Annotated in this window: 19 protein-coding genes; 12 read left to right on the forward strand and 7 right to left on the reverse strand. The window is 49.3% G+C overall.

The window, feature by feature from the left end:
* Positions 1-7: 7 nt before the first annotated feature.
* Together ACLJPE_RS10440 and uxuA are read right to left on the reverse strand one after the other, a co-directional pair.
* The gene (locus ACLJPE_RS10440; protein WP_000437125.1) at positions 8-1,480 is read right to left on the reverse strand and encodes a fructuronate reductase; all 1,473 of its coding nucleotides are present in this window, start codon (positions 1,478-1,480) and stop codon (positions 8-10) included.
* 110 nt (positions 1,481-1,590) lie between these two features.
* Positions 1,591-2,775 carry a mannonate dehydratase gene (uxuA, locus tag ACLJPE_RS10445; RefSeq protein ID WP_000815491.1) on the reverse strand — a complete coding sequence of 395 codons (1,185 nt, stop codon included), beginning with the start codon at positions 2,773-2,775 and terminating at the stop codon, positions 1,591-1,593.
* A gap of 404 nt (positions 2,776-3,179) precedes the next feature.
* Here uxuA and ACLJPE_RS10450 point away from each other — a divergent pair, with 404 nt between their 5' ends.
* On the forward strand, positions 3,180-4,484 hold the full coding sequence (locus ACLJPE_RS10450; protein WP_000784371.1) for an MFS transporter: 1,305 nt from the start codon (positions 3,180-3,182) through the stop codon (positions 4,482-4,484).
* Positions 4,485-4,563: 79 nt separating this feature from the next.
* On the opposite strand, the gene uidC is transcribed toward ACLJPE_RS10450, so the two are convergent.
* Genes uidC through uidA form a run of 3 tightly spaced genes read right to left on the reverse strand, consistent with a single transcriptional unit; the run spans position 4,564 to position 9,046 of the window.
* Positions 4,564-5,829: a glucuronide uptake porin UidC gene (gene uidC / locus ACLJPE_RS10455; RefSeq protein WP_000712675.1), complete on the reverse strand. Its 1,266-nt coding sequence runs from the start codon at positions 5,827-5,829 to the stop codon at positions 4,564-4,566.
* 35 nt (positions 5,830-5,864) lie between these two features.
* Complete coding sequence (gene uidB / locus ACLJPE_RS10460) at positions 5,865-7,238, reverse strand: glucuronide transporter (RefSeq protein WP_001075549.1); 1,374 nt, start codon at positions 7,236-7,238, stop codon at positions 5,865-5,867.
* Positions 7,235-9,046 (reverse strand): beta-glucuronidase, encoded by a 1,812-nt coding sequence (uidA, locus tag ACLJPE_RS10465; protein ID WP_023207656.1) that lies wholly within the window; start codon positions 9,044-9,046, stop codon positions 7,235-7,237. The genes uidB and uidA overlap by 4 nt, the downstream gene beginning before the upstream one ends.
* 374 nt (positions 9,047-9,420) lie before the next feature.
* Between uidA and ACLJPE_RS10470 the strand changes: the two genes are divergently transcribed.
* The 5 genes from ACLJPE_RS10470 (at position 9,421) to iraD (ending at position 13,760) form a co-directional block, all read left to right on the forward strand.
* Positions 9,421-10,017 carry a TetR/AcrR family transcriptional regulator gene (locus tag ACLJPE_RS10470; protein ID WP_000428463.1) on the forward strand — a complete coding sequence of 199 codons (597 nt, stop codon included), beginning with the start codon at positions 9,421-9,423 and terminating at the stop codon, positions 10,015-10,017.
* A gap of 312 nt (positions 10,018-10,329) precedes the next feature.
* Positions 10,330-11,208: a carbon-nitrogen hydrolase family protein gene (locus tag ACLJPE_RS10475; RefSeq protein WP_000089258.1), complete on the forward strand. Its 879-nt coding sequence runs from the start codon at positions 10,330-10,332 to the stop codon at positions 11,206-11,208.
* A gap of 38 nt (positions 11,209-11,246) precedes the next feature.
* Positions 11,247-12,170 (forward strand): polysaccharide deacetylase family protein, encoded by a 924-nt coding sequence (locus ACLJPE_RS10480; protein ID WP_023207655.1) that lies wholly within the window; start codon positions 11,247-11,249, stop codon positions 12,168-12,170.
* 724 nt (positions 12,171-12,894) lie between these two features.
* Positions 12,895-13,380, forward strand: coding sequence for an Hcp family type VI secretion system effector (locus ACLJPE_RS10485; RefSeq protein WP_039512860.1), 486 nt, complete (start codon positions 12,895-12,897; stop codon positions 13,378-13,380).
* On the forward strand, positions 13,380-13,760 hold the full coding sequence (gene iraD, locus ACLJPE_RS10490) for an anti-adapter protein IraD (protein WP_001543513.1): 381 nt from the start codon (positions 13,380-13,382) through the stop codon (positions 13,758-13,760). Before ACLJPE_RS10485 ends, iraD begins: the two co-directional genes overlap by 1 nt.
* A 135-nt stretch (positions 13,761-13,895) precedes the next feature.
* Here the strand turns inward: iraD and ACLJPE_RS10495 are convergent, their stop codons facing one another.
* Positions 13,896-15,380, reverse strand: coding sequence for an NAD-dependent phenylacetaldehyde dehydrogenase (locus ACLJPE_RS10495; RefSeq protein WP_001286383.1), 1,485 nt, complete (start codon positions 15,378-15,380; stop codon positions 13,896-13,898).
* A gap of 161 nt (positions 15,381-15,541) precedes the next feature.
* On the opposite strand from ACLJPE_RS10495, the gene ACLJPE_RS10500 reads away from it, so the two are divergent.
* The 4 genes from ACLJPE_RS10500 to ACLJPE_RS10515 all read left to right on the forward strand — a co-directional run bounded on the left by ACLJPE_RS10500 (position 15,542) and on the right by ACLJPE_RS10515 (position 19,475).
* The gene (locus ACLJPE_RS10500; protein WP_001092825.1) at positions 15,542-16,843 is read left to right on the forward strand and encodes an NAD(P)/FAD-dependent oxidoreductase; all 1,302 of its coding nucleotides are present in this window, start codon (positions 15,542-15,544) and stop codon (positions 16,841-16,843) included.
* 14 nt (positions 16,844-16,857) lie between these two features.
* The gene (locus ACLJPE_RS10505) at positions 16,858-17,232 is read left to right on the forward strand and encodes a cupin domain-containing protein (RefSeq protein WP_000542983.1); all 375 of its coding nucleotides are present in this window, start codon (positions 16,858-16,860) and stop codon (positions 17,230-17,232) included.
* Between the two features lie 208 nt (positions 17,233-17,440).
* Positions 17,441-18,940, forward strand: coding sequence for an APC family permease (locus ACLJPE_RS10510; RefSeq protein WP_039512856.1), 1,500 nt, complete (start codon positions 17,441-17,443; stop codon positions 18,938-18,940).
* Entirely contained in the window at positions 18,918-19,475 is a 558-nt protein-coding gene (locus ACLJPE_RS10515; RefSeq protein WP_000100109.1) for a DUF3156 family protein, read from the forward strand. The genes ACLJPE_RS10510 and ACLJPE_RS10515 overlap by 23 nt, the downstream gene beginning before the upstream one ends.
* 104 nt (positions 19,476-19,579) lie before the next feature.
* Here ACLJPE_RS10515 and ACLJPE_RS10520 read toward each other — a convergent pair whose 3' ends face one another.
* Entirely contained in the window at positions 19,580-20,263 is a 684-nt protein-coding gene (locus tag ACLJPE_RS10520) for a helix-turn-helix transcriptional regulator (protein WP_039512853.1), read from the reverse strand.
* Positions 20,264-20,774: 511 nt separating this feature from the next.
* Here ACLJPE_RS10520 and ACLJPE_RS10525 point away from each other — a divergent pair.
* Together ACLJPE_RS10525 and ACLJPE_RS10530 are read left to right on the forward strand one after the other, a co-directional pair.
* Positions 20,775-21,959 carry an anaerobic sulfatase maturase gene (locus ACLJPE_RS10525; protein ID WP_023207651.1) on the forward strand — a complete coding sequence of 395 codons (1,185 nt, stop codon included), beginning with the start codon at positions 20,775-20,777 and terminating at the stop codon, positions 21,957-21,959.
* 68 nt (positions 21,960-22,027) lie between these two features.
* Positions 22,028-23,767: an arylsulfatase gene (locus ACLJPE_RS10530; protein WP_000745174.1), complete on the forward strand. Its 1,740-nt coding sequence runs from the start codon at positions 22,028-22,030 to the stop codon at positions 23,765-23,767.
* Positions 23,768-23,784 lie beyond the last annotated feature (17 nt).

The following is a 23,784-nucleotide window of genomic DNA, read 5'->3' on the forward strand; positions in this document are numbered from 1 at the left end:
TATCTCCTTACTTAGCCAGCGCTTCTACCGTGGCTTTCGCGCCGTTCTGCAATAGCTGTTGGTAAGCGTCGGTAACGGCTTGCACAAATTCGTGGTTCTTCGGCAGGTCGCTGCCAAAGATAGATTCGATGGCCAGTAGCCCGCGAACGCGTTCTTCCGGCGTCTGATATTGCTGATGAATCGCCTGATACTGCGCGAGCAGCGGATCGACGACATCAATGGTTTTACCTTGTTCATCGACACCGCCGACGTAACGCATCCATCCGGCGACGCCCAGCGTCAGGTGGCGATAGTCATCGCCCTGTTGTAAGTGCAGACGTACCGGGTCCAACAAACGCTGCGGCAGTTTCTGACTGCCATCCATCGCGATCTGCCAGGTGCGATGTTTCAACGAGGGGTTAGTGAAACGCGCAATCAACAAATTCGCATACCCTTCCAGATCGGTGCCTTCCGGCATTGACAACGTCGGCGCTTGTTCATCAAGCATCAGCGCCAGCGCCGCGCGACGGTAAGCCGGGTTGGTCATGGTATCGGCGATAGTGTCATACCCGCCGAGATAACCCAGATAGGCGAGGAAAGAGTGACTGCCGTTAAGCATACGCAGCTTCATCATCTCAAACGGTACGACGTCTGCAACGAATTGCGCGCCGACGGTGTCCCAGTCCGGGCGACCATTCACAAAGTTATCTTCGATGACCCACTGGCGGAAGGGTTCGCAGGCGATAGCGCAGGGATCATAAACCCCTAACTGGTCGGCAACCAGTTGTAGCGTCTCTTCGGTCGCTGCCGGAACAATGCGGTCAACCATGGTGCAGGGGAAGGTCACATTGTCGGCAATCCATGCGGCGAGGGCGGCATCGCGAGCTTTTGCCAGACCGAGGACGGCAGCCTTCGCGACGTGACCATTCTCGCGCACGTTATCACACGACAGCACGGTAAAAGCTTTCAGTCCTTGCTCCCGGCGCATGTTTAGCGCTTCGACAATATAGCCAATGGCGGATTTAGGCTGCTGTGGATGGGCAAGATCGTTTTGGATCAGCGGGTTATTGACATCAAGCTCGCCGCTGGCGGGGTCGGTGCAGTAGCCTTTTTCGGTCACGGTTAAGGAGACGATGGCGGTTTCCGGGCGCGCCATTGCCGCCAGAATCCCTGCATGACCGTCGAATTCAGGGTGCAGCGCTTCTTTCATTGAACCGATAATTTTCAGTTCGGTGCTTTCTGCGCCGCGTTCTGCAACGGTGTACAGCAGATTTTGCGCTTTCAGGTTCGCGATCAGCCGCGCGTCGTTACCCGGCATCAGGTTCACTTCACAAATGCCCCAGTCGCTGTCGCTCTTTTCCAGTAGATGATGAGTAAAGAGCGCCTGGTGCGCGCGGTGAAACGCCCCGCAGCCCAGATGCACAATACGGGATACCAGACGTGATTTGTCCCAGTTTGGGCGGGCGACGGAAACCTGGGCGGTGGCGATATTCTGTTCCATTGCAAACTCCTGTCATTCGACGTCTTCGCCCGCGATCTCCGGGGCGAGGCATGTTGCTATTGCATTGAGTAGGGGAAATCGCATGACGCGTCGCGCCATGCGAAAGAAGGTTATTTGCTAAAGAAAGCGCGCTGGATAGCCAGTTCGACGCCGCGGACTTCCGCAAGCCCTTTCAGACGGCCAATGGCGGAATAACCCGGATTCGTTTTCTTCTTCAGATCGTCCAGCATCTGATGACCGTGGTCCGGGCGCATCGGGATCAGATCGTCGCTACCTTCGGCTTTACGACGGTGCTCTTCTTCCACAATCGCTTTAACGACTTCATACATATCCACATCGCCGTGCAAATGGGCGGCCTCGTGGAAGGTCTTCGGATTCTCTTCGCGCAGCGTAGAACGCAGATGCGTAAAGTAGATGCGCGGACCAAATTGCTTGATCATATCAACCAGATCGTTGTCGGCGCGCACGCCGTAAGATCCGGTACACATGGTGAAGCCGTTCGCCATGCTATTAACGGTTTCCACCATCCATTGCATATCTTCAATGGTAGAGACAATGCGCGGCAGGCCGAGAATAGGGCGCGGCGGATCGTCAGGGTGAACGGCCATACGCACGCCAACCTCGTCGGCAACCGGAATAATGGCTTTCAGGAAATAGGCAAAATGTTCACGCAGTTTTGCTTTATCGATATCTTTATACGTCGCCAGGTGTTGACGGAACTGCTCCAGCGTATAGCCTTCTTCCGCGCCAGGTAAACCGGCAATAATGTTGCGGGTCAGACGTGCTTTGTCTTCCTCGCTCATGGTGGCGAAACGCCGCTCTGCCTGAGCAATCTCTTCTGCCGTATAGTCGGCTTCTGCTCCCGGACGCTTCAGGATGTGCAGTTCGAACGCGGCGAATTCAATCTGGTCAAAACGCAACGCTTTGGAACCATCCGGTAATACGTATTCCAGATCCGTACGTGTCCAGTCCAGCACCGGCATAAAGTTATAACAAACCGTATAGATACCGCATTGCGCCAGGTTACGTAGCGTTTGCTGGTAGTTTTTGATCCATAAATCGTACTGACCGGTGTGGGTTTTGATGTCTTCGTGGATAGGTACGCTCTCTACCACAGACCACTCCAGACCCGCCTCTTCAACGATTGCTTTACGTTTCTGGATCTCGTCTACCGACCAAATTTCTCCATTCGGGATATGGTGTAACGCCGTTACCACGCCGGTTGCGCCAGCCTGGCGTACATCTGACAGCGTTACCGGGTCGTTAGGTCCGTACCAGCGCCAGGTTTGTTTCATATCTCGTTTCCTCTTCTTGCGATAACGTCTTCGTGGTTGACCCATTGCCAGCCAACATCGAAACGTGCTTTGTAAACCCGTTCTGGCTCCTAAATTCAACCAAAAATTTTCTCATGTCAACCTTATTGTCTAAATTGGCTAACCAAATCACAAATATCATCATTCACGGTCTGCCAATTTTATTTATTTGATCTGTGTCAATTTTTACTGGGTGAAAAGCATTCACCATTCAACTTGAAATGAGTTGATGTATTTATTTCAAGAATACTAAGTGCGGGAGTTGCCGCCAGATTTTGACCGGTCCGGATGAGAAAATATTGATTGGTCAACCAATTTTTGTGATTTCAGTTTTCCCGCTACAGGTCAGACGGCGCGGAGCTAATGTTTTTTAACGAGGCTTTATCATGAAGATGACAAAATTAAGATGGTGGATTATCGGCCTGGTCTGCGTAGGGACCATCGTAAACTACCTGTCCCGTAGCTCGCTTAGCGTTGCGGCGCCAGCGATGATGAAAGAACTCCATTTTGATGAGCAACAATATTCCTGGGTGGTGAGCGCCTTCCAGCTTTGTTACACCATTGCGCAGCCGATCACCGGCTATTTGATGGATGTCATCGGACTGAAAATCGGCTTCTTTATCTTTGCCTTGTTGTGGTCGCTGATCAACATGGCGCACGCGCTGGCCGGCGGCTGGATAAGCCTGGCATTTCTGCGTGGTCTGATGGGGCTGACCGAAGCGTCGGCGATTCCGGCCGGGATTAAAGCCAGCGCCGAATGGTTCCCGACGAAAGAACGCGGTATTGCGGGGGGGCTGTTTAATATCGGTACTTCGATTGGCGCGATGCTGGCGCCGCCGCTGGTGGTCTGGGCGATGCTGACCTTTGCTGATAGCGGCATCGGTACTGAAATGGCGTTTGTGATTACCGGTGGGATCGGCGTGCTGTTCGCCATCACCTGGTTCCTGATTTATAACTCGCCAAATAAACACCCGTGGATCACCCACAAAGAGCTGCGTTATATCGAAGACGGCCAGGAAAGCTATCTCCAGGACGATAACAAAAAACCGGCCGTTAAAGAGATCGTTAAAAAGCGTAACTTCTGGGCGTTGGCGATTACCCGTTTTCTGGCTGACCCGGCATGGGGAACGCTGAGTTTCTGGATGCCGCTGTATCTGATTAACGTGATGCATCTGCCGTTAAAAGAGATCGCCATGTTTGCCTGGTTGCCGTTCCTGGCGGCGGACTTTGGCTGCGTTGCAGGCGGTTTCCTGGCGAAGTTCTTCATGGAAAAGATGCACATGACCACGATCAATGCGCGTCGTTGTAGCTTTACCATCGGCGCTGTTTTGATGATTTCGATCGGTTTTGTCAGCATTACGACTAACCCGTATGTCGCCATTGCATTGATGAGTATTGGCGGTTTTGCGCACCAGACGCTGTCTACCGTCGTGATTACCATGAGCGCTGACCTGTTCAAGAAAAATGAGGTCGCGACGGTTGCCGGTCTGGCAGGATCTGCGGCGTGGATGGGACAGTTAAGCTTCAACCTGTTTATGGGGGCGTTGGTCGCTATTATCGGTTACGGCCCGTTCTTCATTGCACTCAGTCTGTTCGATATTATCGGCGCCATCATCCTGTGGGTACTGATTAAAGATCCGGAAAAGCACCACCCGCCAATGACGGAACAGCCGCTGGCGTCTCACCGCTAAAGCTGTCTCGGTTTCACAGGCCTGATAAGCGAAAGCGCTACCGGCCTCTAACGGCCACCTTCGGGTGGCCGTCTTCATCTTACCTGAGCATAAAATCATACTGGATGCTCATCTTCACATCCCAGTAATTCAAGCGATCGCCCAGCGCGCTACCGTCGCGTTTTTCGCGCCCTTTGTCAGCGGCAAGAAAAATGTTCATGCCCTCTAGCGGCCCCTCTTCAATACGATAATTTATGGCTCCCAGCAGACCCAACCCCTTAATTTGAACAGCGCGCTGGCTGGACTCATAACCGCGCGTGACGACAGGCGCGAATGTCATGGTGAGCTGTGGCGTAACACGGTAATTAACGCCCGCCTGCCAGGACTGCATGCCTTCCCGGTTGCGATCGAGGCTTAAAGAGAAGGGATAACCAATATCGGTATCGACCACTGCGCCGTTCATGGCGTGTTGCAGATAGCCGCCGCTGGCAAACAGGCTGCCCCAGGGGGCGCTCCAGGTAAACTGAGCGCTAACCAACCCGGTCTCATTAGGCTGGGTGGATGAACGACTTAGCCCCTCCAGCCGGGCGTAAAAACCGAGCAGCTCGCCTTTCAGGGCATAACCATCGTCTAGTGGTATCCGTTTTTCAAAGATACCCTGTACCTGACGGGAGACATCGTTTTGCTGCGAGCCGCCTATGGAATAGCGGCTGCTCTCGTCGTGCCAGCTGGCGGCGAAAAATGCGCGTGGACGATGATGATCATATTGACCCGTTTTACTGTTGTAGACGCCTTCATTGCGAATACCGGTCGTTGAGTCTGTCCACTGAAAAACGCGGGTACGCCACATTGCCCAGAACTCTACATTTGGCGTCAGCGCCAGGTAGCCCAGCGCGCCTTCGGAAGCGGTCGGTAGCGTGCGTTGTGAGCTGCTGGCGATGAGTGGAATTCGCCAGGGGAGGCTGCCATAACTATAATCGGTGCCAAAACGACCTATTTTTAAGCGGCTATTTTCTGTTGGCTTTATTTTTATTGCGCCAAGCACATAGCCGAAACTCTCGTGTCCGTCTAAGTACCAGCGCGTACTCATATTATCGCGAGCACCGAGTTTATAAACATAATACGCGCTACCCTCGACGCCGATCCGTTGTGAATAATAGCTGCTATTAAAATCAATTAACCCACCCTGAACCCAGGCATAAATATCTCTGCCTGCGCCCGCGCTGGGCTTATCAGCTCTTCGTAACTCATTTTTCAGTCTAAAACGTAAGGCGGACTCATCATCAGAAATTTGTAGGGCCAGGGCAGAAGGACAGGCCGCGACTACTGCTATTGGAATAGCCGCTATCTTCGCGAATTTTTTCATTGTTTAACCTGTTGTATATTATTGTTATCGAAAAGCTATTTATTAAAATCTTTAATAAGTTGTTGCTGTGACTGTTTTCGTTTATCTATCTCCTGAACAATCTCCTTAAATTTATTATCCGTTAATGGGTAAAACCAAATAATAATAAAAGCCAGTAACATAAAGCCGCACGGTATGAGCGATATAGACATCCGGATACCGGTAATGACTTCCGGCGTCTGCGTCTGATTGGCGATATAGCCACTTAACCCAAGAATAAAGGCCGGAATAGAACCGCCGATAGCCTGGCCGCATTTACGGGTAAAAGAAAATAGCGAGTACGTTAGACCTTCTATGCGCACGCCCGTGAGATATTCGCCGTACTCCACGGTATCCGCCTCCAGCGCCCACATTACCGTCATGGTGATCCCCTGGCCAATAGCGGCAATCGCCAGAGCGGTTAAGGCCACGGGCACTGAATGGTCAGACATATAAAAGAAAAGCAAATACCCAAGGGTGCCCATTAAGGCGCCCGCCAGGAAGGTATTCTTCTTACCTATCTTCGCCACCAGACGGGGAACCAGAGGTGCTGACGCCACAGAACCTACCAGCATTTGTACCAGCACGATAACCGAGAAAAGGGCGGTATCATTCAAAACATAGCGTACATAGAACAGTGACGATGCGCTGACGGCGAAGGTCGAGATCAGAATGCATAGCGCGCCGGTACAAAGCATCATTAGCGGGCGGTTCTGTTTAAGCGTTTGCAGACTGATTTTTAACGACGGCTGCGCGACGATACGCACCACGTTTTCGCGGGTAGATTTAAAACAGATGAAATACAGCGCCATACCGGCAATGGCCAGGATAATGGTCCAGAAGAGGTAGACCGACGCCATTTCTGTCGGGCTGGAATGAGTAATACGCGGCCCGATCAGGAAGGCCAGACAGACAAACGTTAGCGAGGCCGCAATACTGCGCGCCGCGCCGAGACGGGCGCGCGAACGCGGTTCCTGAGTCATTGCCGTCGCCAGCGATCCATAGGGAATATTGACCATGCTATAGCAGAACCCAAGTCCCATATAGGTGAGATATGCGTAAATAACTTTGTTGCTATGACTCCACTCTGCCGGGACGCAGAATACCAGTACGCTAAACAGCATTAACGGCGCCGATCCGAACAGCAGGAACGGGCGAAATTTCCCCCAGCGGGTATTTACACTATCTACTATGCGTCCCGCCACCACATCGGCGAAGGCGTCAAATATTCGTACCAGTAAGAGCATCGTACCGGCAGCGGCGGCACCGACGCCTGCGACGTCGGTGTAATAACTTAGCAGGAACAGCGCCCCCATGGCGAAGGCGAAATTATTGGCAACATCACCCAGGCTGTAGCCTACGATAACGCGCCAGGAAAGCGGCTGGTTCATAATTTCTCTCCCTGCTGTGGCTTTTCGCCGAAGGTCATACCGGTCCAGCGTTTTTGCAGTATAAAGGCCGCCGATTTTGGTCTTCTGTCGCGGGTAAAAATCCCTTTTCGATTACCGCCGACGCGCATAATGCCCTGTGAAGTCGCGAAATCGGCAAAGTTCCAGACCTGCTCGCCGACAACGGCGCTAACGCGATCGAATACTCGGTGATACATCTCCAGCCAGGCGCACTGGTACTCTTCGCTCCACATGTCGCTGTACATCGAATGCAGCCCTGCCAGCGTATCGACGCCATATTCCGTCATGATGATGGGGCGGTGGAGTTTCTCTTGCCAGGCCAGTAACTCTTTCTCCAGCACTTTTTCTGCTTTCGCAAGATCGCCGCTTTGTACATACCAACCGTAATAGCGGTTCAGGCACACCACATCGAAGAGGTCGGTGATGGTGTCGGTTTCCACATCGCAAAACATGACGTTCACGCAGGTTATAGGGCGGGTCGGGTCCAGTTCGCGCGTGGCCTGCGCCAGTGGCGCAAAATAGTCTCTGGCGCCTTCTGGACGGGTATCCGGCTCATTCGCGATACTCCACATCACCACACTGGGATGGTTTTTATCGCGGGCGATCAATTCCTGAATAGCCTTGAGATGCGCCCGCTGTGTTTCATCATTGACGCCTTCCTCGCTGTATAGCGCCTTCGGTTTTTCGCAGGAATCAAAGCCGATACCTAAAGAGAGATTGAAACCAACAGCTGCTGTTTCATCAATGACGACAATGCCATGCTCGTCCGCCCAGTCGAGCATCTCTTCGGCGTAAGGATAGTGCGACGTGCGATAAGAGTTGGCGCCAATCCACGACATTAGCGCGTGATCGTGTACCATCAGCACGTTATCAAATCCTTTCCCTCGTAGATCGGCATCTTCATGGCGACCGAAGCCGGTAAAATAAAAAGGTTTATGATTTATCAGAAACTGTTCGCCTTTTACCGCTACGCTACGGATTCCTACCCGAAGCGGATAGTCATCACGTTCGTCCTGATGCTGTGCGATAACCCGCAGCTCGTACAGATATCCTTCGCCCGGTTGCCATAATCGTGGCGCTGCTATCTGTAATTCGCCCTTTGCCCCTTCGCCGTAGGCGACAATATGCTGCCCGGCATCCCGCAGTTCTACGCGTACTTCACCGTTGGCCTCCACCCGCCAGCTCAGTGTGGCCCGGGAGAGATCGTTCGCGACCTCCGTCGTCACCGTAATATCCTGAACAAACGTTTTTGGTGTGGTGTAGAGCATGACGCTACGGTGGATACCGGCGTAATTAAAGAAATCATGGAAGTATGATTGCTGCCTTTTCCCCGTTTCATCACGGGTCACCACCCCCGGAGGGATAGTCTGCCAGCTCAGCTCGTTATTGACGCATACTGTGATACGTATGCTCTCTCCGGCTGCCGCCAGGTGGCTGATATCCGCTTCGAAAGGTGTATAGCCTCCCTGGTGTTCCATCACGGCGTGGTCATTTACCCATACCTTTCCATAATGCGTGACGGCATCAAAACGTAGAACGATGCGTTGATGCTCCCAGCCTTTGGGGATGCGGACGTTGAGCTGATACCAGACATTGCCGACATAGTTGCGGATCTCTGCATCGGCAAACTGATCGTTATAACTACCCGGTACGGCGATAGCGCGGCTTTGGGGGAGCGGTTGTCGCCACCATTGTTGCGCGATACCGCAATCGTCTGCATCCGTGCAAAACGACCACAGTCCATCAAGTTTTTTGATTTCGCGGCTCTGGGTTTCTACGGGACGTAACATTGTTCACTCCTTAATCCTGACGAATTTTCATTGGTCAACCAGCAATAAAACAAGTTAACCAGTTGTCTGAGGCAATAGTTATCACGCAGCGATCGAGAGGGAAAATGCAGAAAGGAAGGATCTTAAGGCGGATCAAAAAAAACAGGATTGCAACCTGATTTTTGTTTCTTTTGTCACATAAAACCATTTTCATCCGTTGACATATGGCAAAAAATGTTCAATCGAACGTTCGTTCTACTGTTTTTTATACAGGAAGTGAGGGGGAGGGGGCGGGAGGGATATCATGAGGATCAAAGAAAATAGGATGAAGAGTAGGCGCCTGAAGTGCGCCCGGGTACACTGCCACCACGCAGAGTGAAAAATGGGTCAACGTAATGGAGAATAAACTTACCGAATCACTACCGACGCGGATGCGAATTTTACGCGCCGCCAGGCAGTGTTTTGCTGAAAACGGTTTTCACAGTACATCAATGAAAACGATCTGTAAGGCCAGCGACATGAGCCCCGGCACACTCTATCATCACTTCCCCTCTAAAGAGGCCCTGATTGAAGCCATTATTTTAGAAGATCAGGAAAGAGCACTAACCCATTTTCGTGAGCCGCTGGAGGGCGTTGGGCTGGTGGATTATCTGGTGGAGTCAACTATTGCCGTCACGCGTGAAGACTGCGCGCAGCGGGCGTTGGTCGTAGAGATTATGGCTGAAGGGATGCGTAATCCTCAGGTCGCGGAAATGCTAACCAATAAATACCACACTATTATCGCCTCGCTGGTTGCACGTTTTAACGATGCGCAGGCGAAGGGGGAAATTGGCGCCGATGTGGATAAAGAAATGGCGGCAAGGCTATTATTAGCTACCACGTATGGTGTTTTATCGGATAGCAGCTCTGCTGAGAATGCCCGGCACGTCAGTTTTGCGACGACGTTAAGAACTATGTTAACCGGGCTACTAAAATGCAACTCTGCAAGCTAGTGTCGGTAAAAATACGCGTTCGTTTTATACGAGCGCGTTATCATTTAGTTTGCCTGATTATTTTTAGATGATGAAAATAATATTGTGGTAAGGGTTATTGTTTTTCGCCTGGATTTTTATCGACTCTCTGTCTCGCTGCGATCATCGATAAAGTCCCCTTTATGTAAATAAAGCTTCAATGCTTCTACTCTTTTCTCCATATATTTTGCGCAGCTTCACAAAAAATAACCTGATGTCGTAATGTCCGCTCCCTAATATTCTCCATGCGCTATACGTTAATTTAAGTTTAAATTTCATGCCGGGGATATCACGATGTCACGTAATTTTACTGTTTCAGCCTGTCAGTATATTGTTACCGAAATAAACACTTTTGAAGATTTCATAACAAAGGTAAGGATACTTCTTAATAAAAGTCAGGGGGCTGATGTCGTTATCTTCCCGGAGCTATTTACCATTGAGTTATTTACATTATTGAAAAAATGGCAAGAAAGACCCATTTCACACCTTACTTTAATTGATCAGTTCACGGATGCCTATAAGCAGCTTTTTCAACAGGAAGCGAAAGAAAGAGGACAGTTCATTATTGCTGGCTCTCATCTGGAGCAGACCGGAGTAGATCGCTATGAGAATGTTGCGCATATATGGGGACCCGATGGCGAACATTATGCCCACAGTAAGACGCATATCTTCCCGGCTGAACGGGGTTGGTATACTCAGGAAGGCGATAAAATGGCTGTTTTTCAACTGCCATTTGCAAAGGTGGGTTTTAATATTTGTTATGAAGCAGAAATACCGGAGTGTGCCGCGACGCTGGCGGAACAGGGTGTGGAGTTAATTTTAACGCCTTCCGCTACGTTTACTGAACAGGGATTTTGGCGAGTCAGGCATTGTTGCCACGCACGTTGTATTGAAAATCAAATTTATCTTGTTCACTGTTGCCTGGGCGGAAACCCGGGTGGACCACTGCCAGGCTGCTGGGCCCGAAGTTCAATTTTAAGCCCCTGTGATGTCGTGTGGAAAAATCCACAAGGTATTATCGCAGAGGCGCACGTCAATCAAGAGGATGTCATTTCAGGAGAAATTAACCTCGATGTTCTATATGAAAATAGACTTGGTGGGGCAGCAACAACGTTCAAGGACAGACGCAGAAAAGCAGGCATATATAATATCTGGCCATCACACATTAAATAACAGAATGTGTCCCTTCTATGTATTAGCTGGAGGTCGTTATGGGATATTTAAAATTACCTGAGGGTAAAAGGATTGCGGTCAATCTTGGTGTCGATGTAGATGCTCAGTCTTTATGGCTGGGCGGATTTAATCGACCGTCGCCATCCTTTATGTCACGAGGAGAGTTTGGTGCACAAGTTGGCGTACCAAGGCTTCTGAAATTGTTCAAAGAAAATAATATCAAAACCACCTTTTTTATTCCCGGACACACTGTAGACACCTTCCCGGAAATCAGTAAAGCGATTTTTGATGCCGGGCATGAAATCGCTCACCATGGCTACTATCATGAAAATCCGACTCTGGTGAATCGTGATACAGAACGCCGACTTATGGATCTGGCGTTCGCCTGTTATAAAAGACATTTTGGCATACGCCCTGTGGGATACCGTTCTCCCTATTGGGATTATAGCGAGAATACGCTGGATCTTCTGGAGGAAGCCGGTTTTCTCTATGACAGTAGCCTGATGGCGAGAGATCTTGTGCCTTACCATCCTCAACGTTGGCAGGTGAATTGGGAAACGGGAAATATCGCAGGCCCGGCCAGCGCGATTCTGGAAATCCCTGTTAGCTGGTATCTGGATGATTTTCCCGCACTGGCGTATACCGGCAACCAGGAGGGGATGAGCGATACTGACGGTGTTCTGCGACGCTGGAAGGATATTTTTACCTATGCTTATAACCATCAGGAAAACGGTTTATATGCGATGGCTCTTCATCCGCAGATAATCGGTCATGGGCATCATATGATGATGTTGTCACGTTTGATTGAACATATTAAAGGGTATGATGGCGTATGGTTTGCAACCTGTGAAGAGATAGCCAGTGTCTGGGTGGATGACGAAGAGGATCGACAAAAAATGCTCCGTCCTGATGTTCGTGGCGTAGCGCCGGTTCCGGATGATTATGGCTGGCTAGGCAAATGATATCACCTCATGACAATGTTAATATCAGTCGGGTAACGGATTACCCGGGCAGAAGTTACCTGTTTGCCCGCTCGGTAATGCATATTGTCCATCAGAAAGGGAGACTATCCCGGGACGTATAAAATCTTTTTTATTTCGGTCAAAACGTTAATCAACGAGAATAGTTTGTTTTTTGATTTAAATCATTTTTTGTGTTCACAGGAAAATAAGCAAATAACATTTATAATTTGAGTATTAAGAAAAATAAAAGTCCCATAGTGATTGATTTTTATTTAACGCTTTGATTTTTAGTGTTTTTGTATGTGTTAATTGATGTAAATCAATTTGTGGTTTTTTATTAAATAAGTAAAAATTAAGTTGATATTTGCTTTTTGATGTGTTTTTTATATATAGCTGATTATTATTCTGAAATGTCAATTTTTGAATAACGACGCTATGATACCGGCACCAGGGATACTTTGCGATAAAAGGGATTGAATATGGCAGAGAGCGTTCAGTATAACCTCAATTGTATTTGGCCACAGCGGGCCAAAACCCTCTATTGCATTGCAACCAGCGGAATAACGTTCATCAGACGCGGGTAAACGTTGGCAAAATCCATGCAAACCTGGCGCTTTTCACGCTGTGTTTTTTGGTAGTTGCGCTTTTAATAAGAGTCACAAGCGTTGGCCGCTGGTATTCGTCTGGCTGCTGAACTGCCACCTGATCAACAAGGAGATAAATCATGGATGCGATTTTTTTAAAGCTCGACAATATCAAAGGCGAAAGCCAGGTTGAAGGCTTTGAAGATCAGATAGAGATCATGTCTTATAGCCACAATGTGGTAATGCAGGTAAATAACGATGTTAGCCTCACTGAGCGGACTTCCGGGCGTGCGCATGTTGGTGAAATGTCGCTCACCAAATTTGTCGACCTCGCCACGCCTGTGCTCAATGAGTACTGCTGTAGCGGGAGGCTAATTAGAACCGCGGTGCTGACGTTGTGCCGCAATGACGACGGCAAAATGCGGTCGCTTATCGTTTATACCCTGACAAACGTGCTGATATCACAACTCAGTGTTAGCGGCGGCGCCGGCGGTAAGTCGGTGGAAACGATGTCGCTGAACTTCACGAAAATCGAATGGCAAATCACTGCCGAGAAATCAGACGGCGCTCAACAGGAGTCCAGAACGTCAGTATGGGATCTGGCGATGGACCAGATAGGGAAATGATGATGACGCCAACCATTCCGGTCGCGCTATTCGACAGGCTCTTGGTTGAGGGGATAAGCCCACATGAATTGGTACGCCGCAAGTTAATGTGTTTATTCAACTCTTGCGCTGTGGCAGGTGGCGAGACATTACCGCCGCTGCTCACTCGGGGTATGCCGGAATGGCACGAGGTGAATGTGGGTGACAAACGGGTTCTCAACTGGTTTTGCCGTGAGCTTCGCGCTGCTATTTTACGTTATGAACCGAGCATCAACATGCTGAAAGTCAGTGTAAAAGATGCCCATCATCAGACGCTGGCGTTGTCTTTGGAAGCGATGTTACAGGATGAGTCTGAACCGTTAAGACTGGAGATAGCCTACTCTAACGGTAGATGGCGCTAGTAATGCAGAAAAGAACGCCGGGCCGGGCGTTTTACATTACCCCAAAAGCAATAAAACGCAGCGAGCGAACCTGATAATCAGGCAGGCAGTCCACCTTTCGGTATGGTTGATCTGCCTGCATCATTTTCAGGATGGTTAATAACGGACCATGACAGATTTAAGTTCGGTATAGTCATCAATAAACGCGCTACCAAATTCACGACCAATGCCCGATCCTTTCATCCCTCCAAAGGGTACCGCAGGATCGAGGAAGGTATGCATATTGACCCACACCATGCCAGCATCAATATCTTCAGCGTAGCGTAATGCCTTAGACATATTTTCCGACCACACACTTGCTGCAAGGCCAAATGGCGAAGCGTTGATATGCGAAAGCGCCTCTTTTTCATTCTGATAACCGATAAAGCTACAGACAGGGCCAAAGGTCTCCTCGTGCATCAGCGTACTGTTTTTACTACGCACTTTTACCGCCGTCGGCTGTAAAAAGTACCCTTCGCCGGGTAAAGTTTCACCGCCGTAAACAATGGTATCCCCTTCTTCCCGTGCGAGTTGAATCAGACGCAGCACTTTTTCAAGCTGAACCTGATTCGCCAGCGGGCCCATCACCGTTTTTTCATCTAAAGGCGAGCCGGGCACGATCTCCGATAACCGTTGCCTGAGGAGCGTCATGACCGTATCCAGTTTTTCCTGGGGCAGATAAAAACGCTCTGCGGCAGCACAAATCTGTCCTTGATTCAGATAACCGGCTTCAAGAATACCGTTGACCATGGCTTGTGCCGAGAGATCATTGAGAAACAGCGCCGCATTTTTCCCTCCCAGTTCGAGGGTAACGCGTTTTCCTGACGATGTTGCCGAACGCCGGACTTTCTCACCTGTCGCGACTGACCCGGTGAAACTCACTTTGGCGCAATCTGGATGCGCGATCAGCTGTTGCGCTATCTCACCGCCAGCACCGTTTACCACGTTAATTACGCCATCAGGGAAACCTGCCTCTTTAGCCAGTTCAGCGACTCGCAGCAGTGTCAGCGGGGTATATTCACTTGGTTTAATGACGATGGTGCAGCCACATACCAGCGCTGCGGCCAGCTTCCAGATAGCAATCATAATTGAGAAATTCCACGGCACAATACCGACGACCACGCCAATGGGTTGGCGTTGGGTAAACGCTGTGTATCTCTCTTCTCCCATTGATGGCAGGGAGACATTCAGCGTTTCACCGGTTATTTTTCCTGCCCAACCGGCAAAGTAACGCAGGAAAGCCACTGACTGATCGAGTTCAAGACCGCGCGACAGCAGAATCGTTTTACCTGAACAGACGCTTTCCAGCTGAGCTAACTCTTCACGATGAGCGGCAAGAGTATCAGCCAGTTTCAGCAGTAATGCGCCGCGTTGTAACGTTGGCATTTTACGCCAGACATCAAACGCCCGTCTGGCGCTCTGCATGGCCTCTTCTGCCTGCGCAGGGGTTGCCGACACAACGTCGGCGATGATTTTGCCGGTGGCTGGGTTAGTGACCGAAAAGTTCGTGCCGTTTCCGGCCTGACGTTCACCTGCAATAAATTGTCCGTGTCGTTGGCGTAAAAAAGTCGTTACTTCGGCAAGTAATGTCACATCGCTCATCAGAAGTGCCTGTAGGTCAGGAATGTACGTTTTTCCATCCCAACATACTTTTTCGGAGCTGAATATCGTTCCAAAGAACGTCATTCTTCCGGACGATATTTTGTAAAACGTTACCGTGCTGTGATAGCGGTCTTAGTCAAGCGTGATGACAAGGTAACGCGATGAATACAAAAATCGATGCGTTGAATTACTACGGCGCGACGAAAAAATACCCGTTGCATTTTCCTGCTCTGCAAGAGGATATTGATGCCGATGTGGTGATCATTGGCGGTGGCTTTTCAGGCATCAATACCGCGCTGGAACTGGCGGAGCAGGGGATCACTAATGTTGTCGTTCTGGAAGCCCGTCATCTTGGGTATGGCGGCACCGGACGAAACGGCGGTCAGGTGATGGCCGGTATAGGTCACGACATCGAAGCCGTTAAAAAATATGTAGGCGCAGCGGGAATGGAGACGCTGTTTAAAATCTCGAACCTCGGCGCAGGTATTATTCGGGAGCGAATTCGTAAATACCATATTGATGCTGATTTTGTCCCCGGATATGGTTATCTGGCCTACAACCAGCGGCAGTTAAAAACGCTGCAACAATGGGAAAAAGAATTCAAAGCCGCTACGCCGGAAGACGATATTGAACTCTATACCGGTAAAGACGTGCAGCAGGTTATCGGTTCCGACGTCTACTGCGGTGTTCTCAAGCATATGGGGGGAGGGCATGTCCACTCGCTGAATTTATTGCTGGGCTCCGCTCAGGCTGCGAATTCGCTGGGGGTGAAGATATTCGAATATTCACCTGTGGTTGAGGTCAGTTACGGTAAAACTGTGCGGGTACGTACTGCGATGGGCAGCGTAAAAGCAGCCAAATTGCTGTGGGCCTGTGATAGTTTTCTCAATAATCTGGAACCAGAAATTTATAAGAAAACGCTGGTTACTTATTCTTATCAGGTCTCTACAGAACCTCTCTCCAGCGAGCTTGTTGAGCGGATCAGTCCCTTGCGCGGGGCTTTTAGTGATATCCGCCCGGTGATAAATTACTACCGTCTCACAAAAGAAAACCGTCTGCTGTTTGGCAGCGCCACAAGGTTTCTTGAATATACCCCGCACGATTTTGCTGCCTGGAACCGCACTCTGTTGACGGAGGTCTTTCCTTATTTAAAAGACGTTAAAATCGATTTTGCCTGGGGCGGACCGATGGCCTGTAGCGCGAATCTGTTTCCGCAGATTGGCACGCTTCGTGAACACAATAATGTTTTTTATGTTCAGGGTTATTCCGGATTTGGCGTCACGCCTTCCCATATTGTATGCAAAATCCTGGCCGAAGGAATAAATGGCGGTTCCGAGCGGTATCGTCTGATGAGTAGCATTCCCCACGCGACAATTTATGGTCGCGACAGTCTACGTCTATTACTGGTCAGTGCGGGAAAACTGATACATCAAACAGCCGGTTTCTGGAAAGGCCGGAATTAACCAGGAGAACATTAATGCACGCTTTTAAACTCAATCAACCTGTTCCTGAATTACAGCCAGTCGGGAGTGTCAGCCTGTTGGGGGCGTTGCCAACAGAAGGCGATCCCCAGGTCGCCGTCGCGATGATTTATGGTAAACCTGAGGATGTATTTACCTGTGGACTGTTTTCATCGACCCGCGGCGGTTTCACGATGATTTATCCCTTTACCGAGCACGCAACCGTGCTGGAAGGGGAAGTGGAACTCACTGTCGCTGGTCAGGAACCGATACGTTTTTCACCGGGCGATAGTTGGTTTGTTGAACAGGGAACCGAAGTGGCATGGAAAGTTTTAACGCCCCGTTTTGTAAAACATTATCTGGCAAACGTTGAAAGCCATAAACAGGATTGAATCCTTTAATTGTTCGTCAGTAGCGTTGGCATCACTGGGGAGAATAACGCGCTCCCCACTTGCTATTAGCGCATGCGGGGACGGCTTCACAACGTTATTTACCGTTATCCCTCTTCAGGACGATACCTGTTAGATGCGCTGCCTGCCATAAATAAGCGTTATTCCGGAGCGGTAATTTATTGTTGTAATAATAGTGAAGAGGTTGACCATGTTTAAAAACAGACTTGCCAGCCATCTTGAACGTGGCGTTATTGGTTTCCCCACGACGCTTGCCAGCTCCGTCGGGCTGATTATGGCAAGCCCGGTGATCCTGACCGTGACCAGTGGTTTTGGCTCAGGGGGAGATACCTTTGCCCTTGCGGTATTACTGGCATTTATTATGATGCAAGCGCAGATTACCACCTTTGCCGAAGCGGCAACGCTTATTCCCACAACTGGCTCCGTCTACGACTATATTTCCTGCGGAATGGGGCGTTTTTTCGCTATCACCGGTGCGCTTTGCGCTTACCTGATCGTACACATTTTTGCCGGCACGGCAGAAACGATTCTCGCTGGCGTCATGGTGCTGGTGAACTTTGAGTCTGTTAGCGAACACGTGGCCATGCAGCACAATACCTGGATGGTTGGCGTCGGCATGGTAGTGGTTTTCGGGTTACTGAATGCCATTGGTGTTGAAGTATTTGGCAAGGTGGAAGTATTTCTTACTTTCGGTATGTGGACTACCCTGACCATCTTCGGTTTATGCGGGATCCTGTTATCCCCGGTCACTCATCATTCTGGGTGGTTTGGCGCACCGCTTGATGTCAGTAATCTTTCTGGTCTGTTTGGTTATATTGGCATGGCGATGTTTATGTTCGTCGGTTGTGAACTGGTAACGCCAATGGCGCCGGAAATTAAAAAAGCGCATCGTACGATTCCCAGAGCGATGGCGCTTGGCCTTTTAGCGGTGGCAGGTTGTATGTTCCTCTATGGCGCTGCGATTAACCGGCAGGTAAATAATGTGGTTGTCGATGCGGCAAACCATATCTTTTTACTGGATACGCCGATGGCTATTCCGGCCTTCGCCAATCGTGTCATGGGACATGTCGGGCAATACTGGCTGGGCGTGGGGTTGTTGTTAGCGGGATGTGCGACGATTAATACGCTGATGGCGGCAGTACCGCGTATTATATACGGCATGGCGCTGGACGGCGCTTTGCCGCGGTTTCTGACCTGGTTGCACCCCCGCTTTAAAACACCGGTCATCGCCATCGCTTTCGGTGTTGCGATCCCCTGTTTACATGCCTGGTATCTGAACGGTGATATCGACCACATTGTTCCGCTGATCCTCGCTGCGGTCTGCGCCTGGGGGGTAGCTTATCTGCTGGTAACGTTATCGGTCGTTATCTTACGTATTCGGCGCCCCGATTTGCCACGCGCTTACCGGGCCCCCTGGTTCCCCTTACCTCAGATTATTTCGAGCGTGGGTATTATTATCGCCATTATTAATATCGCACCTCCAGGAATGAACAGTCGGGATGTACTTATACCATTCGGTATTATGCTTGGATTGACTGCCGCCTATGCCTTATTCTGGACATTATGTGTGCAACGGGTTAATCCTTTCCTCCCACTTCCGGTAGAAGAGGTCGTGGAACGGGCGATGGGCAATTATGAAAAGCGAAACAATGAAGAGATGACGCCAGATGTCCTCCGTCCCCTGGTTTAAGAGCACATTAATGAACATGGTGTTACGTGATTTGAGCGGCTGGCGTTGTGAAAAATTGACCGAACATAGCGCCGTGCTGCATCTGAATGCATTTACCCAGGTTATCTGCCATGTTCAGCAAAAACGATTATTCATGGCCAGTATTCACAGTTGTGAATTCAGGGTGAAAGGCACAATCAATTATCCTTTGCAGGGCAAAATTCGCGTTCATCAGCCCGGATGGCTGAAACGTTATCCCGTCATTTTTACTGGCAGCAAAAGTACCGCCGGGCTGATTAACTATCTTAATCGTTTCCCCAATTTACAACAGGCACTGAGTGAACTGGATTATCGTCGGTTTACGCTGGTTTTACATCATAAGGAATGGTATTGCAGCATTGAGCTATGGGCTGCTAGCGAAGTGGTTTGTAAAATGCCGCCGCTGCGCCGTTATCTGCGGCTTGAGCGGCACCAGCGTGTTCTTCTGCTTAGTGTGATAAATATGATCAATCAGGCCATGAATCAATGGCTGCAACAGGATACCGACGCCAGATAATATGACATTTTATTGAGGCATCAGCTCAGAGAATGGTATTAATTCAGGCATATATGACACATGGGGAAAAGACCCGCACTTGACGCGGGGTAAAAAGAACGCTTTCACATATTCAGTGAATGTTGTACCGAGGACATTCTGGTTCGGGAAACCAGTTCCGTGCGATTTATCACTTCTGTTTTAGCAAAAATATTGCGTAAATGCGTTTTCACTGTTGAGAGAGATATATTCAACTGACGGGCAATCAATTTGTTACTGGCCCCTTCGCAGACCATTCCCACAATTTCACGCTCTTTTGCGGTCAATATTGACGCCAGATTGTTGTCTTCCTGAAGAGAATCATGAATTGCCAGTCCCAGTAATGGTTGTACTGCCTGGGCTCGCAAACGCTCTTCGCTGGAAAAAGGTATATCGCGCATTAATGAAATGCCCGCGATAATACGATGGCCCCGACGAATAAAGATCTCAATCATGTCGCACACATGATTAGGTAGCATAAATTCATGATAATAATGGCGATGACGGGCACAGATACCGGGCGTCATCGTCGCTACGGTAACAACCTGTTGGCCGAACCGGGAAGGCGATAGCGGGTCTAATGGTTGAAAATGCTCCAGATATTGTTGGTGTGTGTTATTAGAAATGTTATGTAAAACATAGGCCTCTGGCTTTAAATAAGCATTAACACGATAAAAAACCGCCGACGATAGAGGAATGAGTTGCGCAATGCTCTGTAAGCAATGGAGAGTGATCCCGTCATTATGGCCAGTAGTTGATAAGGCTGACATGTTATCTCCTTCCATCCGGATGAGCGTGCCGGGGCGCAGTAAAATAGTGGTGTGTTGAAACATACAATTTACATTCGGTTAACACAATCATTCACATGTTAATAATGTGACGCGTGTTACGGTATTTTTTATAACTATTTGAAATAAAACAGTTTTAATTTAAATCCTGTTTGGTTTTCTAAAAAATAATTAAAAATTATTAATATAATTTTTTTCTGTCGCGGTTGACTCATCTCCTGAAAATGCCGTGGGTTCTCGTCCTTCAGGACGATATTCTTTTGAGATGCCTGTTCTATGATTTTCTGTAATAGCGCAGGTTAACAGAGACTTAATTTCTGGTTCAGACAGGATTTGCTAAATAACGTTTCAATAGCGTCATGCGCTATGCAGAAAACCGGTGTATCAATAGATACAGCCCGCTTTCGGCATTCTGCCCGCAGCACCAGACGGACGCTATTGCGAAATGTGAGTCATGTCTCCGCATCAGAAATGATAATTACAGGACAGAATAATGTTGAATCTCAACACATTACGGCAACAACAAATCCCCGTAATGACTGAATATCGCGCGCAGATACCCTTCCATATTCTGGCAAAACCCATAGGCCCTGCGTGTAATCTGGCCTGCCGCTATTGTTATTACCCACAGGGCGAAACGCCCGTAGAAAAAATGAATGAATCAACGCTGGAGGTTTTTATTTGTCGCTATATTGCGGCGCAACCTGCCAGTGCGCGTGAAATTAATTTTGTCTGGCAAGGCGGTGAACCGCTTTTAGCCGGAATCGGTTTTTATAAAAAGGTAATAGCGCTTCAACAACGATATGCGCCTGACGGCGTGACGATCAGTAATAGTCTGCAAACGAACGCGACGTTGTTAAACGATGCCTGGTGTCGTCTGTTTCGCGACAATAATTTTACTATTGGCATCAGTCTTGAGGGCAGTGAAGACTTGCAAAATTACCATCGTCCGGGCAAACGCGGCGAGTCCAGTTATCCGGCGGTGTTGCGGGGAATCACATTGTTACAACACTATCGAGTCGATTTTAACGTACTGATTGTCGTGCATGATGACATGGCTCACCATGCGGCAGCCATCTACGATCATGTTGTTAGCCTTGGCGCTCGTTATCTGCAATTTCAGCCACTGATGAACGAAGGCAACGCCCTACAGCAAAATTACCAATTGAGTGCGGATAACTGGGGGCGTTTCATGATTGATATCTGGCGTCAATGGCGCAAACGCGGCGATATGGGACGGGTTTTTGTGATCAACATTGAACAGGCATGGGCACAATATTTTACGCATATCAGCGCCACCTGTGTCCATTCCGCCCGCTGCGGAACGAATCTGGTCATGGAGCCGGACGGCAAACTCTATGCCTGCGATCATCTGATTAATAGCCAGCATTACCTGGGACAGCTTTCTAATAATATGTTAGCGCCAGCCGTAGATACCGCAACCCGGCTTCCCTTTGGTATTAAGAAAAGCCAGCGCCGGGAGTGTCAACGGTGTTCTGTGAAAATAGTCTGCCAGGGAGGCTGCCCCGCACATATCAACAGTGCCGGCTACAACCGACTTTGTAGCGGCTATTACTCTTTTTTCACTGAGATTCTGGCTCCGCTACGCGCCTGGCCCCGGAATCTGAATGGACTGAAAGCCTGGCGTGCTGACGTTATGGGCAGATTTTCGGGCTGATGGTCCATCTTGCCGCATTTGCCCGCCGCTCTTGTACAACATCCGTAGTCTGAAATGGAGAATAAGCCGTGAAAAAACAAGTAACACTTGCCACACTCAGCATTATCTTCTCCGGTACGGCGCACAGTACGCAAAACGAACGTCCTGATATTATCGTGATTATCGCTGATGATATGGGATATTCTGATATCACTCCCTTCGGTGGGGAAATCCCAACGCCTAATTTGCAGGCGATGGCTGAGAACGGCGTGCGGATGAGTCAATATTACACGTCTCCCATGTCTGCTCCCGCCCGTGCGATGCTATTAACCGGGAACACCAGTCAGCAAGCAGGTATAGGCGGTATGTGGTGGTATGAAAATACCATAGGTAAGGAAGGCTATGAATTGCGCCTGACTGATCGGGTGACGACCATGGCTGAACGCTTTAAAGATGCTGGTTACAATACGCTGATGGCGGGTAAATGGCATCTTGGTTTTACGCCAGGCTCGACGCCAAAAGATCGAGGCTTTCGTCATTCTTTCGCCTTGATGGGGGGAGGCGCCAGTCACTTTGATGATGCCGTGCCGCTGGGAACCGTGGAGATATTTCATACCTATTATACCCGTGACAATCAGCGCATTTCACTGCCCTCCAGTTTTTACTCCAGCGAAGCCTATGCCAGCCAGATTAATCGCTGGATCAGCGAGACGCCACGGGAACAACCTATCTTCGCGTGGTTGGCCTTTACTGCGCCACATGATCCTCTGCAGGCACCGGATGAATGGATTAGTCGTTTTAAAAGTCAGTATGAACAGGGCTATGCAGACGTCTATCGTCAGCGTATTGCTCGTTTGAAGAAACTGGGTTTCCTGCGTGATGACATACCTCTGCCAGGACTGGAACTTGATAAAGAATGGCAGGCGATGACCCCGGAACAGCAGAAATATACGGCGAAGGTGATGCAGGTTTACGCTGCTATGATCGCCAATATGGATGCACAGATTGGTACCGTTATTGAGACGTTAAAAAAGACCGGGCGCGATAAAAACACGATTCTGGTCTTCTTAAGTGATAATGGGGTGAATCCGGCGGAGGGCTTTCACTATGAATCTGAACCGGATTTTTGGAAGCAATTCGATAATCGTTACGAAAATATTGGTCGTAAAAATTCATTTATCTCTTACGGTCCCCACTGGGCTGATGTCAGCAATGCGCCTTATGGTCGCTATCACAAAACGACCAGCGGTCAGGGGGGAATTAATACCAGTTTTATGATTTCCGGTCCTGGTATCATCCATAATGGCGCCATAGATAACGCCACAATGGCGGCGTATGATGTCGCGCCCACGCTCTATGAATTTGCAGGTATTGATGTCAGTAAATCATTATCTGAAAGACCGACACTGCCAATGATCGGCGTGAGTTTTAAACGCTATCTGACCGGTGAAAGTCTGCACGCGCCTCGCACACAATATGGTGTTGAACTCCATAATCAGGCGGCCTGGATAGATGGGGAATGGAAATTGCGTCGTCTTGTCACAGTATTCCCACAGGCGGGTAATGCGCCATGGGAATTATTCAACCTGCAACGTGACCCCCTGGAAACGCATAATCTCGCAGCAGATTATGTGGATAAAGTGAAAATACTGAGCAGTGCATATGAGGCATTTGCAAAACAGACAATGGTGCTTTATGCCAAAGGCAAGCTTATCGATTATGTGGGTATCGACAGTAAAACCGGGCGTTATCTGGCTGTCGATCCACAGACATTGCAGCCAGTTCCTGCTCCGTTAGCGATTCCTTTAGACACAAAATCGGACCAATAATTATTGGTTACGTTTTA

The organism is Salmonella sp. SAL04196, assembly GCF_046550835.1.
Lineage (GTDB): Bacteria > Pseudomonadota > Gammaproteobacteria > Enterobacterales > Enterobacteriaceae > Salmonella > Salmonella enterica.